Origin of the sequence: Alcanivorax sp. (genome assembly GCF_051117345.1) — a bacterium.
In the GTDB taxonomy this organism is placed as follows: Bacteria; Pseudomonadota; Gammaproteobacteria; order Pseudomonadales; family Alcanivoracaceae; genus Alcanivorax.
Genome location: NZ_JBNPEC010000196.1, coordinates 1 through 12,657, shown reverse-complemented (window position 1 = coordinate 12,657; position 12,657 = coordinate 1). Strand labels below are relative to the sequence as shown.

12 protein-coding genes and 1 pseudogene are annotated in these 12,657 nt (G+C 61.4%); 7 read left to right on the top strand and 6 right to left on the bottom strand.

From position 1 onward, the window contains the following. From ACFE0K_RS12510 to dapF, 3 genes and pseudogenes are all read right to left on the bottom strand, one after another. Positions 1 to 872 (bottom strand): annotated as a pseudogene (locus ACFE0K_RS12510) (tyrosine recombinase XerC); the annotation flags it as partial. Positions 873 to 882: 10 nt separating this feature from the next. Further along, entirely contained in the window at positions 883 to 1,605 is a 723-nt protein-coding gene (locus tag ACFE0K_RS12505) for a DUF484 family protein (RefSeq protein ID WP_434536376.1), read from the bottom strand. A gap of 27 nt (positions 1,606 to 1,632) precedes the next feature. Then, entirely contained in the window at positions 1,633 to 2,487 is an 855-nt protein-coding gene (gene dapF, locus ACFE0K_RS12500) for a diaminopimelate epimerase (protein WP_434536377.1), read from the bottom strand. A 363-nt stretch (positions 2,488 to 2,850) separates the two neighbouring features. On the opposite strand from dapF, the gene ACFE0K_RS12495 reads away from it, so the two are divergent. Together ACFE0K_RS12495 and nhaC are read left to right on the top strand one after the other, a co-directional pair. Continuing rightward, positions 2,851 to 3,693: a 23S rRNA (adenine(2030)-N(6))-methyltransferase RlmJ gene (locus ACFE0K_RS12495; RefSeq protein WP_434536375.1), complete on the top strand. Its 843-nt coding sequence runs from the start codon at positions 2,851 to 2,853 to the stop codon at positions 3,691 to 3,693. Between the two features lie 240 nt (positions 3,694 to 3,933). Then, the gene (gene nhaC / locus ACFE0K_RS12490) at positions 3,934 to 5,418 is read left to right on the top strand and encodes a Na+/H+ antiporter NhaC (protein WP_434536374.1); all 1,485 of its coding nucleotides are present in this window, start codon (positions 3,934 to 3,936) and stop codon (positions 5,416 to 5,418) included. 10 nt (positions 5,419 to 5,428) lie between these two features. Here nhaC and lysA read toward each other — a convergent pair whose 3' ends face one another. From lysA to argH, 3 genes are all read right to left on the bottom strand, one after another. Beyond that, positions 5,429 to 6,670, bottom strand: a complete 1,242-nt coding sequence (lysA, locus tag ACFE0K_RS12485; protein ID WP_434536373.1) for a diaminopimelate decarboxylase — start codon at positions 6,668 to 6,670, stop codon at positions 5,429 to 5,431. Positions 6,671 to 6,672: 2 nt separating this feature from the next. Further along, positions 6,673 to 6,840: an LPS translocon maturation chaperone LptM gene (gene lptM / locus ACFE0K_RS12480; RefSeq protein ID WP_434536372.1), complete on the bottom strand. Its 168-nt coding sequence runs from the start codon at positions 6,838 to 6,840 to the stop codon at positions 6,673 to 6,675. 97 nt (positions 6,841 to 6,937) lie between these two features. Then, entirely contained in the window at positions 6,938 to 8,338 is a 1,401-nt protein-coding gene (argH, locus tag ACFE0K_RS12475; protein WP_434536371.1) for an argininosuccinate lyase, read from the bottom strand. A 157-nt stretch (positions 8,339 to 8,495) separates the two neighbouring features. Here argH and ACFE0K_RS12470 point away from each other — a divergent pair, with 157 nt between their 5' ends. From ACFE0K_RS12470 to ACFE0K_RS12450, 5 genes are all read left to right on the top strand, one after another. Further along, positions 8,496 to 9,533 (top strand): sensor histidine kinase, encoded by a 1,038-nt coding sequence (locus tag ACFE0K_RS12470; RefSeq protein ID WP_434536370.1) that lies wholly within the window; start codon positions 8,496 to 8,498, stop codon positions 9,531 to 9,533. A 15-nt stretch (positions 9,534 to 9,548) separates the two neighbouring features. Beyond that, on the top strand, positions 9,549 to 10,289 hold the full coding sequence (locus ACFE0K_RS12465; RefSeq protein ID WP_434536369.1) for a LytR/AlgR family response regulator transcription factor: 741 nt from the start codon (positions 9,549 to 9,551) through the stop codon (positions 10,287 to 10,289). An 83-nt stretch (positions 10,290 to 10,372) separates the two neighbouring features. After that, the gene (locus ACFE0K_RS12460; protein ID WP_035245269.1) at positions 10,373 to 10,684 is read left to right on the top strand and encodes a TRL-like family protein; all 312 of its coding nucleotides are present in this window, start codon (positions 10,373 to 10,375) and stop codon (positions 10,682 to 10,684) included. A 215-nt stretch (positions 10,685 to 10,899) separates the two neighbouring features. Next, positions 10,900 to 11,832 carry a hydroxymethylbilane synthase gene (gene hemC / locus ACFE0K_RS12455; RefSeq protein WP_434536368.1) on the top strand — a complete coding sequence of 311 codons (933 nt, stop codon included), beginning with the start codon at positions 10,900 to 10,902 and terminating at the stop codon, positions 11,830 to 11,832. 5 nt (positions 11,833 to 11,837) lie between these two features. Then, positions 11,838 to 12,536, top strand: a complete 699-nt coding sequence (locus ACFE0K_RS12450) for a uroporphyrinogen-III synthase (RefSeq protein WP_434536367.1) — start codon at positions 11,838 to 11,840, stop codon at positions 12,534 to 12,536. Positions 12,537 to 12,657: the final 121 nt, after the last annotated feature.

Genomic DNA, 12,657 nt, shown 5'->3' with positions numbered 1-12,657 from the left:
GCCAGATGCTGGAAGTCCAGGTGGGTGTACACCTGGGTGGTGGCCAGATCCGCGTGGCCCAGCAGTTACTGTACCGCGCGCACGTCGCCGGAGGATTCCAGCAAGTGGGTAGCGAAGGAATGCCGTAGTTTATGGGGGTGCAGGTGATCATCCAGCCCCCGCTCCAGAGCATGGCGTTTCAGGCGTTGCTGCACGCTGGAGGGTGACAGGCGGCGGCCATTCTTGCTAAGGAAGAGCGCCTTTTCTTCGCTGTCCTTGATGAACAGGGTGCGGGCCTTGAGCCAGCGACGCACGGCGGTCAGGGCCGGTTTGCCGATGGGGAGCTGGCGGGTCTTGTTGCCTTTACCGGTAACCAGCAGTTGGCCGGCACTCAGGTCCAGGCTGTCCAGATTCAGGCTCAGCAGTTCCGCCAGGCGCAGGCCGCAGGCGTAGAACAGTTCCATGATGGCCTGGTCGCGCAGGCTCAGCGGGTCGCCTTTTTCCATGCCCGCGTCCAGTAGCTGGCCCACTTGGTCCGCATCCAGGGCCTTGGGCAGGCGCTTGCCACTTTTCGGCGGCCGCACATCCACCGCCGGATTGTCCCGGGCCAGCCCTTCACGCATCAGATAACTGTAAAATGTACGCAGTGTGGATAGCAGGCGGGCAATGGTCTTGCCGCCTTTTCCCTGCCGGTGCAGGGTGGCCACCAGCGAGCGCATGTCGTGCACGGTGAGCGTGGCCCAGTCCCGCTGCCCGGTGAGGCGGAAGGCCTCTTTCAGGTCACGCTGGTAGTTGCTGACGGTGTGGGGCGAGAGGCGGCGCTCGAACTCCAGATGTTGCAGGAAGGTAGTAACGGTGTCTTTGTCGCGGTTTCCGCGGTTTCCGCTGTTCACTGTTAACTATTCACTGTTCATTGATCTTTTTGGCTGCCTGATGCGGGTATTGCCGCAGGACTTCGTGCAGGCGACGGCTCAGTACCTGGCCGATATGAGTGATGAACAGGGTGCCCAGGGAACTGCGGAAATGCATGGCGCTTTTGCTACCGATGGCTAGCAGGCCCAGCTTGCCCTGATATTCCAGGGGGACCATGGCGGCGGAGCGGATGTCGGTGGCGTGCTCCTGGAACAGGGCCTGCATTTCCTCTTCGCGCATGGCGCCGCATACCGCCTTGCCGTTGCGCAGCAGGTGGTTGAGGGCGCTGGGCAGGGCGTCGCTGTCGACACAGCGAATCTGATTGCGCAGGTCGCCGAGGATGGGCAGTTCCCGGTCGTAGAGCATCAGCGCCACCCGGTCGCAGTGAAAATCGTCGCCGAGGCTGGCGAGCAGGTTGCGGAACAGTTTTTCCGCCCCGCGCGCTTCCAGCAGTGACAGGGTCAGACGGCGGGTCTTGTCGAACAGGTGGTCGTTTTCCCGGGCCACGTCCAGCAGGCCGTTGAGGCGGTCACGCAGTTCGTTGTTACGGTCGCGGAGAATGGACGCCTGGCGTTCCAGCAGAGAGACAGCCTCCCCTTTGGAGTCCGGCAGGCGCAGCAATTCCAACAGCTCCGGGCGGTGCTGGAAGTAATCCGGGTTGTCGCGCAGGTAGGCGGCAACCTGGTCGGCGCTGGCTTTGGTGTTCTCCGTCATGGGATTGCGTCCTTTATTCCGCCGCGATTATGCGCTGGCTGTTACATCAATGCTGCCATCATAGACATGGCTGGCAGGGCCTGTCATCCGGATGCCATCCTGGCCGGTATAGCGAATCTGCAAGGTGCCACCGGGCAGGTGCACGGTCACGTCCTGATCCAGAAAGCCCCGTCGCTGGCCGATCACGACTGCGGCGCAGGCGCCGGAGCCACAGGCCAGGGTTTCCCCGGCACCCCGTTCATAGACGCGCAGGCGGATTTCATTGCGGCTGACGATCTGCATGAAGCCCACGTTGACCCGCTCCGGGAACTGTTCGTGGCTTTCCAGCAGTGGCCCCACGGTTTCCACCGGCGCGGTATCCACATTTTCCACCAGCAGGGTGCAGTGGGGGTTGCCCAGGCCGACGGCGCCGACTTCATAGGCGTTGCTGCCCGCGACCAGAAAATAGGTGTCCTGCTCGCCCTTGGCGATCAGGGGAATCGCTTCCGGGGCCCAGCGAGGGGCGCCCATGTCCACGGTTACCTGCTCGTCGTCGGTCACCGCCAGGGTCATCTGCCCGGCGGCGGTTTCCACCACGATTTCGGCCTTGTCGGTAAGCCCATGGTCGCGCACGAAACGGGCAAAGCAGCGGGCGCCGTTGCCACACTGGCTGACCTCGGAACCGTCTGCATTGAGGATGCGGTAACGGAAATCCGCGCCGGCGGAGCGGGCCGGTTGCACGATCAGCATCTGGTCAAAGCCCACGCCGAAATGCCGGTCGCCCAAGCGGCGGATTTCGTCGGCGGCGAACGGCACACCGGTTTCCGGCAGCGACTGGCTGATGCCGTCGATGACCATGAAATCGTTGCCCAGGCCGTGCATTTTGGTGAAGCGCAGGTTCATGCGGGGTGTCCGGTACGGGTAAAAGGCCATTGTACTCCGGGATGCGGGCGACGTCAGGTAACGGCGTATTCGCGTTGTTGCAGGAGCGTCGCTGGCGGTGGGATTCAGGCTTCACGACGAAGCCGCTGTAGGAGCGCCTCTTCAGGCGCGAACCTGAGCCCAAGCGAAGGCTGGGGTTCTGGGTGGCAATAGACTATCTGCAAGATTTGGGTTGTGCCTGGCGAATGTTGTTCCTTCGCCTAAGTTTGGATTCGCGTCTCAAGAGGCGCTCCTACAGGAGGCCTGTAGAAACATCCAGTGACGTTCCTATGGTGGGGGGCATTCGGTGTACAATGTGCCCTTACATTTCTTCAGGTTGCCACCATGCTTTCCTACCGCCACAGCTACCACGCCGGCAATTTTGCCGATGTCCTCAAGCACATCGTCCAGGTGGCGATCATCGAGTACCTGAAAAAGAAGGACAAACCCTTCACGGTGCACGATGCCCATGCCGGGGCAGGCAGCTATGCCATTGCCAGTGATCACATGCAGAAGACCGGGGAGTACCGGGACGGCATTGCCCGGCTGTTGGACAACCGCACCGGTGTGGGGGTGATTGACCAGTACGTGGCGCTGGTAAAAAAACTCAACCCGGTGGGCAAGCTCACCGAGTACCCGGGCTCGCCGCTGATCAGCGCCAGCCTGTTGCGCGAGCAGGATCGGCTGCAGTGTTCCGAGCTGCACAGTACCGATTTCGAGTTGCTGCAGCGTCGCTTTGCCGATGACAAGCGGGTGCGTGTGGAAAAGCTGGATGCCTGGCAGGGGTTCAAGGCCATGTTGCCGCCCCAGCATCGCCGGGGGTTGGTGCTGATCGATCCTTCCTATGAGATGGAAGCGGATTACCTTGGCCTGTTGCCGGCGTTGCAGATGGCCATGGAGCGCTTCTCCACCGCCACCTATGCCATCTGGTACCCGGTGCTGGATCGTAACCGCACGGAAAGTTTCATTCGCCGTTTCGTCAAGGCGGAGATTCCCAATATGCTGCGGGTGGAGTGTTGCCCGCGCCCGGATGCCTCTGGCCGTGGCATGACCGGCTCCGGCATGCTGATCGTCAATCCTCCTTACACCCTGGCCCAACACATGGCCCAGGCCATGCCTGTGCTCAAGAATGCCCTGTGCGAGCCCAACGGCCATACCCTGGTAAGAGAGTTGACCGGCGAGGCCTGACGGCCTGGGGCTATGACTCACGCGAACCGCATCAGGTACGAGCAGCGAGTTGCGAGGAGCGAAAGGTCATGCCCTGCTTCGCATTTCGAAACTCGCTTCTCGTCACTCGCCGAGCAGGCCGACCGCTGGCAATGCGACTTTGCCAGCGTGCTGGTAGACTGCGCCGCTTTTCGCGCTGCGGTAAGTGCTTGCTTGCCGGTGAAGGCGTATAACCGGTAAGACAGCCGTCAGTAGCCAGCCATGACCCAGCCCTCTTCTCTCCGCCGTCCCAGTCTTGTTGATGCCCTGCTGCCTATCGTGGTGCTGGTGGCCCTGTTGGCCGCGGCGGTATATCTGTATGGGGACAATGCCTCCTCCGGCCCTAATCAGATCGCCCTGTTGCTGTGCGCCGGGCTCGCCTCTCTGATCGCTTTCAAGAATGGTATGAGTTGGCGGGAGATCGAGACCGCCATGATCAAGGGCATTGCCGTGGCCCTGGGTGCGGTGCTGATTCTGCTCAGCGTGGGTGCCCTGATCGGCACCTGGCGGCTGGCGGGGATTGTGCCGTCGCTGATCTATTTCGGTCTGGAGTTGATGAACCCCTCGCTGTTTTACGCGGCGGCCTGTCTGATCTGCGCCATTATCGCCCTGAGTATCGGCTCCAGCTGGACGGTGGCAGCCACCGTGGGGGTGGCGCTGATTGGGGTGGCCAGCGGCCTGGGGCTGTCGTTGCCGGTGGCGGCCGGGGCAGTGGTGTCCGGCGCCTATTTTGGCGACAAGATTTCGCCGCTGTCGGAAACCACCAATCTGGCACCGGCGGTGGCCGGCTCCGACCTGTTCGAGCATATCCGGCTGATGCTGTGGACCACGGTGCCGTCCATTGTCATTGCCCTGCTGATTTTCCTGTTCATGGGGATCAATGCGGAGGTGGCCGGCGACACGGTGGACCGCATCCGTCCGTTGCTGGCGGGTCTGGATAACCAGTTTCATATTTCCTTTCTGCACCTGATCCCCCTGGTCGTGTTGCTAGTATTGGCGCTCAAGCGCATGCCGGCGTTGCCGGCGATCTTCCTGGGGGCCTTGCTGGGTGGCGTCTGGGCGCTGCTGTTCCAGCCCGAGGCGATTGCCGCCCAGGCCGGTGTGGCGCAGGCGGATTGGGTGGCATCACTGAAAGTGGTGTGGCAGACCTTCTATGGCGGTATCACCGTGGAAACCGGCGATGCGGCGCTCAATGATCTGCTGTCCGGCGGCGGCATGGTCTCCATGCTCAACACGGTCTGGCTGATTCTCTGCGCCATGACCTTCGGGGCGGTGATGGAGCATGCCGGTTTGCTGGCAAAGCTGATCGAAGGGTTGCTGGCGGCGGTGAAGGGGGCGGCGGGGTTGATTGCGGCCACCCTGGCTACCTGTCTGGGCAGCAACATTCTCACGGCGGACCAGTATATTTCCATCATCATGCCCGGGCGCATGTTCCGCGAGGCCTATGAGAAGGAAGGACTGGCGCCGGTGAATCTGTCCCGGGCCCTGGAAGACGGCGGCACCATCACCAGCCCGCTGATCCCCTGGAATACCTGCGGGGCCTACATGCAGTCGGTGTTGCTGGTGCCGGTGACGGATTATCTTTTCTATGCCTTCTTCAACCTGATCAACCCGCTGCTGGCGCTGGTCTATGCCTGGCTGGGGATCAAGGTGTTGCGCCTGACCCCGCCGGCGGTGGCCGGCGAGGGGCGAGTGTCGGAAGGGTAAGGATTCAGGGTCAAGGCAGCAGGGATTCCAGCTTCAACTGGTCCTCATAGGTTTCCCGCTGGCGCACCACAAAGGCCTGATCGCCATCCACCATCACTTCCGCGGGGCGGTTGCGGCTGTTGTAGTTGCTGGCCATGGCGAAGCCGTAGGCACCGGCGCTGCGAATCGCCAGCAGGTCGCCAGTCTCCAGGGACAGTGCCCGGTCCTTGCCCAGGAAGTCGCCGGTTTCGCACACCGGGCCGACGATATCCCAGTCCCGACAATCCGCATCATGGGGTTTTACCGGCACGATGTTCTGCCAAGCCGAATACAGGCTGGGGCGGATCAGGTCGTTCATGGCGCCGTCGACGATGGCGAAGTTCTTGTGCTCGGTGGGCTTGAGGAACAACACCTGGGTGACAAAGATACCGGCGTTGGCGGCAATGGCGCGGCCCGGTTCGATGTGCACCGGCAGGTCGCCGGGAATGTGCTTGAGCAGTGCCTGCACATACTCTTCCGGGGCGGGGGGCGCTTCCTCGTTATAGGTCACGCCCAGGCCGCCACCCAGATCCAGGTGGTGGATTTCGATACCCAGATGCTGCAGTTGTTCCAGCAGCTTGAGCACGCGCTCCAGGGCATCCTCAAAGGGCGACAGCTTGGTGAGCTGGCTGCCGATGTGGCAGTCGATGCCCAGTACCTTGATGTGCGGCAGCTCGGCGGCGCGTTGGTACAACGCAGGGGCCTTGGCGATATCCACCCCGAACTTGTTGTCCTTCAGGCCGGTGGAAATATAGGGGTGGGTCTGGGCGTCCACATCCGGGTTCACGCGGATGGCGATGGGCGCTTCACGATCCAGTTCGCCGGCGACCAGATTGAGCAGCTCCAGCTCGGCGGCGGATTCCACGTTAAAACAGTGAATGTTGGCTTTCAGGGCGGCGGCCATTTCATCGGCGGTCTTGCCGACGCCGGAAAAGACGATCTTGTCCGGATCGCCGCCGGCCCGCAGTACCCGCTCCAGCTCGCCGCCGGAGACAATATCAAAGCCGGCCCCGCAGCGGGCCAGCACGTTCAATACCGCCAGGTTGGAGTTGGCTTTTACCGCGTAGCAGACCTGGTGAGGGTGATCACCGAAGGCCTCGTCGAAGGCCTGGAAGTGACGTTCCAGAGTGGCGCGGGAATAGAGGTACAGCGGGGTGCCGAAGCGGTCCGCCAACTGTTCGACGGGCAACTCTTCGGCGAACAGCTCGCCGTCGCGGTACTGGAAGTGATCCATGATTATTCCTGTTCCTCGTCATCCTGGTCGGATGCGGCGGGTTGGTCGGCGTTGTCGTCCTGCACCGCTACGGGCTCGGCGGCGGGTTCCTGGGGGGCGAAGTACAGCGGGCCCTTCTGGCCGCAGCCAGCCAGCAGAACGACAAATAGCAGGGCGATGATGCGCATCATCAAGCTCCGAATGTGCGTGCGAAGGCGGATAGCGTGGCCCTTTCCCCCTCGACGATGGGCGGCGGAGAGGGGCCGTGCCCTGTCCGCCCGAGGTCGATCAGTTACCGGTATTGTCCAGCGCCTGCCGGGCACGGGCAACTGCGGCGCGCACCTGATCCGGGGCGGTGCCACCGATATGGTTACGGGCGCTCACCGACCCTTCCAGGGTCAGCACGTCGAACACGTCGTCTTCGATCTGATCACTGAATTGTTTCAGTTCAGACAGGGACATGTCGCTCAGGTCCTTCTTCTTTTCTACGCCGTAGGCCACGGCCTTGCCAACGATTTCGTGGGAGTCGCGGAAGGCGATGCCCTTGCGTACCAGGTAATCGGCCAGGTCGGTGGCGGTGGCGAAGCCGCGACGGGCAGCTTCGCGCATCACTTCGCGGTTGGGCTCCAGGGCCGGGATCATGTCGCCGAAGGCGCGCAGGCTGCCTTTGATGGTGTCCACAGCGTCGTAAAGCGGCTCTTTGTCTTCCTGATTGTCCTTGTTGTAGGCCAGTGGCTGGCTCTTCATCAGGGTCAGCAGGCTGATCAGGTGGCCGTTGACGCGCCCGGTCTTGCCACGCACCAGCTCCGGCACGTCCGGGTTTTTCTTCTGCGGCATGATGGAGCTGCCGGTGCAGAAGCGGTCGGGCAGGTTGATGAAGTTGAACTGGGCGCTGGTCCACAGCACCAGCTCTTCGCTGATCCGTGACAGGTGGGTCATGGTCAGGGCGGCCAGGGCGCAGAATTCAATGGCGAAGTCCCGGTCGCTCACCGCGTCCAGGGAGTTTTCGCAGACGCCGTCGAAGCCCAGTAGCTCGCAGGTGCGCTCCCGGTTGATCGGGTAGGTGGTGCCGGCCAGGGCAGCGGCGCCCAGCGGCATGCGGTTGACCCGCTTTTTGCAGTCCAGCAGACGTTCGCGGTCGCGCTTGAGCATCTCGAACCAGGCCAGCAGGTGATGACCGAAGGTTACAGGCTGGGCGGTCTGCAGGTGGGTGAAGCCGGGCATGATCGTGGCCGCTTCACGCTCGGCCAGGTTCAGCAGGCCGGTCATCAGGTGCAGATACTGCTCTTCCATGACCAGCATTTCATCGCGCAGCCACAGGCGGATATCGGTGGCCACCTGGTCGTTGCGGCTACGGCCGGTGTGCAGCTTCTTGCCGGTGATGCCGATCTTGTCGGTGAGCCGCGCCTCGATGTTCATGTGTACGTCTTCCAGGGCCACGGACCACTGGAATTCGCCGGCTTCGATTTCTTTCTGGATTTCCGCCAGACCATTGATGATGGCGTCGCGTTCCTCATCGGTAAGCACGCCCACTTCTGCCAGCATTGTGGCATGAGCCTGGGAGCCGAAGATGTCCGGGCGGGACATGCGCCGGTCGAAATTCACGCTGGCGGTGAATTCCTGAACGAACTGATCGGTGGATTCGCTGAAGCGGCCGCCCCAGAGTTTGTTCTGCTGCTTGTCGGTCATCGTACGGTTCCCATGCATAAAGCCGGATTTGCGAGGCGCGCAGTATAGCAGGGACCGGGGACCCCCTGAACATTAGGCCCGCTGGTATTACTTGGGTGACGTGCGTGCTTCAGGTATAACTGCCTGTAACTAGTGATTTTTACTGACGGGAGCCCCTATGGCGGCTACGGATGACCAGCCCAACTCCAGTTTTCTGCCCGACCTGTGCAGCACCCGCGCGGTGCTGGTTGTGGTCGTGGTGGCCGAGCTCATGGCCCTGGTGATCAATCTGGTGGCCACCTATTACAGTGATTTCAGCATGGGCCGACTGGCGATTACCTCCCTGTTCGTGCAATGGGTGGGACTCACTTCGGCGGCGCTGGTCTGCCAGTTGCGGCTACGTCTTAATCGTCTGGCGCCTGCGGTAGCGGCGGTGGCGGTGGTATTGCTGGTGGTAATCGATACGCTGGTATTCAGTGTGGTGGCTGCGCTTGTGATGAGCTGGGTGACCGGAAACCTGATGCCGGGCTCGCTGTGGTCCATGGAAATCCTGGTCAACGGCCTGATTGCTGCCATTATTGCCGGCCTGGTCATGCGCTATTTCTACGTGCAGGAGCAGCTTCGCCAGAAGGGTCAGGCGGAATTGCAGGCACGAATACAGGCCCTGCAATCCCGGATCCGCCCGCATTTCCTGTTCAACTCCATGAACATCATCGCCAGCCTGATTGCGGTGGACCCGGATACGGCCGAGAAAGTGGTGGAGGATCTCTCGGTGCTGTTTCGGGCCAGCCTGAAGAATATCGGCAACGAGGCCTCCCTGGATGAGGAGCTGGAGCTGTGTCGACGCTATATTCATATCGAACAGTTGCGCATGGGCGAGCGTTTGCAGGTGGAATGGGATATTCGCGTAGAGGCAAAAAGCGTGATGATTCCGCTGTTAACCTTGCAACCCTTGCTCGAAAATGCCATTTATCATGGCATACAGCCATTAACGGCGGGCGGCGTGGTGACAATCCGGGCCCTGGCAGAGAATGGCGAGCTGGTGCTGTCGGTGAGTAACCCCAAGCCGGAAGGCGGCGGGCATCACCAGGGTAACCGTATGGCACTGGAGAATATTCGTCACCGGCTGGAAGCGCTGTATGGTGACGAGGTGGCGGTTGAATCACGACCGCAACAAAAAGAATACGAGATCGAAATCCGATATCCGCTGCAATAAAAAAGGATGGGAATTATGCGGGTGCTTGTGTGCGACGACGAACAACTGGCGCGGGACCGGCTCAAGCGGCTGGTTGAGAAAACCGACGGGGTTGAAGTGGTGGCAGAAGCGGCCAACGGCCGGGAAGCTATTGAGAGGGCCCAGGCCACCAGGCCGGACGTGATCCTGATGGATATCCGCATGCCGGAAATGGACGGAATGGAAGCCGCCGAGCATCTCAGCAAGATGGATAATCCCCCGGCGCTGATCTTCTGTACCGCCTACGATGAGCACGCCCTGCAGGCCTTCAAGGTCCATGCGGTGGATTATTTACTCAAGCCGGTCAGTGCCGATGATCTGGCTACGGCGCTGGGCAAGGCCCGCACCCTGAACCGGGTGCAGCTGGCGGAAATCGGCAGGGAAGTCAGCGAGGAAAAACCTCGTCGTCGTGGGCATATCAGCGCCCGCACCCATCGCGGGCTGGAGCTGGTGCCGGTGGACGAGGTGCGTTATTTCCTGGCGGATCAGAAGTACGTCACCGTCTGTTCTGGTGAGGGGGAAGTGCTGATCGACGAAACCCTCAAGGAGCTGGAAACTGAATTCGGTGACCAGTTCGTGCGTATTCATCGCAATGCCCTGGTGGCGTTGAAGTTTATCGAGGGCATGGAGATGGCCACCGCCGGCCACCACCAGGTACGCCTGCGCGGCATCGATGAAAGGCTCACTGTTAGCCGTCGCCATGTGGCCGGTTTGCGCCGGGTGCTGCAGAATCTGTAGTCGTTAACAGAGGTTCAAGGGCGTGCTAGCCTTGGACCTCCCTATGTTCCTAGCTATCCAATCACAAGAACAGGAAACCTGCCATGAAAAAGCTTCTTCTTCTGCTGGTCAGCGCCGCAGCGCTGAGTGGCTGCGCCTCCGCCACCATGCCGGTCACCGGTCTGCTCTACGGCAACGTGAAAGCGCCGCTCACCGCCACCGCTTCCACCGAGAAACCCACCCGGGTGGGCCGAGCCAGTACCCGTTCGATTCTCGGCATCATTGCCTCCGGCGATGCCAGCATCCAGACCGCTGCGCGCAACGGCGGCATCACCGAAATCCATCATGTGGACTACGAGTCCCAGAACTTCTTCGGGGTGCTGGCGGAGTTTACCGTGGTGGTTTACGGCAACTGAAAAGACCAGCTACAAGTGTCAAGCTGCAAGCTACAACGCGGCTTAACGGTTTGAATGTTCTCAAGCATCGGGGCCGCGCCCAGACTCTGGACGCGGCCCCGGTCGTTTAAAATCACAATAGCCTTTCCGGCGTGTTGTAGCTTGCAGCTTGAGGCTTGCAGCTCCATTTCCTGTAGACTAACTCCCACATTGACCTAACGAAAACAGGATCTCCCATGTCCCGCGAAGTCTTGCGTATCGCCACCCGTTCCAGCCCGCTTGCTATCTGGCAGGCGGAATACGTTCAGCAGCGTCTGGAAAGTCTGCATGAGGGGTTGCGCGTGGAGCTGGTGCGGATCAAGACCCAGGGTGACAAGATCCTTGATACCCCGCTGGCCAAGATTGGTGGCAAGGGCCTGTTCGTGAAGGAGCTGGAAGAGGCCATCATGGACGGCCGTGCGGATATTGCCGTGCATTCCATGAAAGATGTGCCCATGGAATTGCCGGAAGGCTTTGCGCTGCCGGTGATCTGCGAGCGGGAAGATCCTCGTGATGCCTTCGTCTCCAATCATCATGACAGTCTGTCTGCTCTGCCACATGGTGCCTGTGTGGGGACGTCCAGCCTGCGCCGTCAGGCCCAGGTGCAGGCCAATCGGCCGGACTTGGTAGTGAAAAGCCTGCGCGGTAATGTGCAGACCCGGCTGGGCAAACTGGATGCCGGCGAGTTCGACGCCATTATCCTCGCTGCTGCCGGTCTCAAGCGGCTGGAGATGCACGAGCGGATCCGTTACGAAATGCCGCCGGAGGAATCCCTGCCGGCAGTGGGGCAGGGCGCGGTCGGTATCGAATGCCGCGATGGCGATACCCGCACCATCGAACTGCTCAGCCCGCTCAGTGACCGTGATACCTGGGACCGGGTCGTGGCGGAACGGGCCATGAATCGACGCCTGGAAGGAGGCTGCCAAGTGCCTATTGCCGGTTTTGCGTTGCTGGAAGACGATCAGCTCTGGCTGCGAGGCCTGGTTGCCGAAGAAAACGGCAAGCAGGTGTTACGCGCGGAAGGTCGTGCCCCCCGCGAGCGTGGTGCCGAACTGGGTGTGGAGATTGCCGAGCAGCTTCTGGCCCAGGGGGCGGATGTGATCCTCAAGGCTCTCTACGAGCGGGGCTAATCATCATGCAGGTGCTGGTTACCCGTCCCCGGGGACAGCAGCAGGCGTTAATGGATGCCCTGCGCCAGGCCGGCTATCAGTCGCTGCACAGCCCCGCGCTGCATATTGAGCCGCTGCCTCTCAGTGATGCCACCCGCCGGGTACTAATGGACCTGGACCTGTTCCACGCTGTCTTCTTCGCCAGCAGTAACGCCGCCCGCCTCGCCCTGGCCGCCATGGCAGATCTGTGGCCCCAATGGCCGGTGGGTGTCCACTGGCTGGCGGTGGGCAAGGCCACTGCGGCGGAAATTACCCGCTGGCATCTGCAGCCCACCGTTCCCGATGGCGGTTTCAATTCCGAAGCGGTGCTATCGCTGTCTTGTTTGCAACAACTGGCGGAAAAGAAAGTGTTGCTGTGCCGTGGCGAAAGCGGTCGGGAATTGCTGGCGCAAACGCTTTCCCAGCGCGGTGCGGAGGTGGAAACCCTGTCGTTTTACCGTCGTTTACCCAGCACCGAGTTCCATTGCCCGGAGTCATGCGACTGGGTCATGGTGACCAGTGTGGAAAGCTGGCAGGCGATCAGCGGAAAAATTCCGCCCGGCGCCGGCGTGGTGGCGGCCGGAGAGCGCGTTGCCAGCCATATCCGTGCACAACACACTGGTCCGATGCGCGTGGCGGCCAGCGCCCACGATGAAGACATGCTTGCCGCTTTGCCTGGCGCCTGAAGAACCTGCATGGCCGATATCTCTCTCTTTCGTTTCTTCGTGGAAGCCAGGCGCAGAGCCGGCCTTCCCTGTCTCTAAGGTAGTGTTTTGTAATCTACCTCGCGATTTCATGTCCTGTTTG

Coding starts and splice junctions, on each gene's coding strand:
- ACFE0K_RS12505 (WP_434536376.1), bottom strand. CDS start 1,605: ATGACGGAGAACACCAAAGCCAGCGCCGACCAGGTTGCCGCCTACCTG.
- dapF (WP_434536377.1), bottom strand. CDS start 2,487: ATGAACCTGCGCTTCACCAAAATGCACGGCCTGGGCAACGATTTCATG.
- ACFE0K_RS12495 (WP_434536375.1), top strand. CDS start 2,851: ATGCTTTCCTACCGCCACAGCTACCACGCCGGCAATTTTGCCGATGTC.
- hemC (WP_434536368.1), top strand. CDS start 10,900: ATGTCCCGCGAAGTCTTGCGTATCGCCACCCGTTCCAGCCCGCTTGCT.
- nhaC (WP_434536374.1), top strand. CDS start 3,934: ATGACCCAGCCCTCTTCTCTCCGCCGTCCCAGTCTTGTTGATGCCCTG.
- ACFE0K_RS12460 (WP_035245269.1), top strand. CDS start 10,373: ATGAAAAAGCTTCTTCTTCTGCTGGTCAGCGCCGCAGCGCTGAGTGGC.
- ACFE0K_RS12465 (WP_434536369.1), top strand. CDS start 9,549: ATGCGGGTGCTTGTGTGCGACGACGAACAACTGGCGCGGGACCGGCTC.
- argH (WP_434536371.1), bottom strand. CDS start 8,338: ATGACCGACAAGCAGCAGAACAAACTCTGGGGCGGCCGCTTCAGCGAA.
- lysA (WP_434536373.1), bottom strand. CDS start 6,670: ATGGATCACTTCCAGTACCGCGACGGCGAGCTGTTCGCCGAAGAGTTG.
- lptM (WP_434536372.1), bottom strand. CDS start 6,840: ATGATGCGCATCATCGCCCTGCTATTTGTCGTTCTGCTGGCTGGCTGC.
- ACFE0K_RS12450 (WP_434536367.1), top strand. CDS start 11,838: ATGCAGGTGCTGGTTACCCGTCCCCGGGGACAGCAGCAGGCGTTAATG.
- ACFE0K_RS12470 (WP_434536370.1), top strand. CDS start 8,496: ATGGCGGCTACGGATGACCAGCCCAACTCCAGTTTTCTGCCCGACCTG.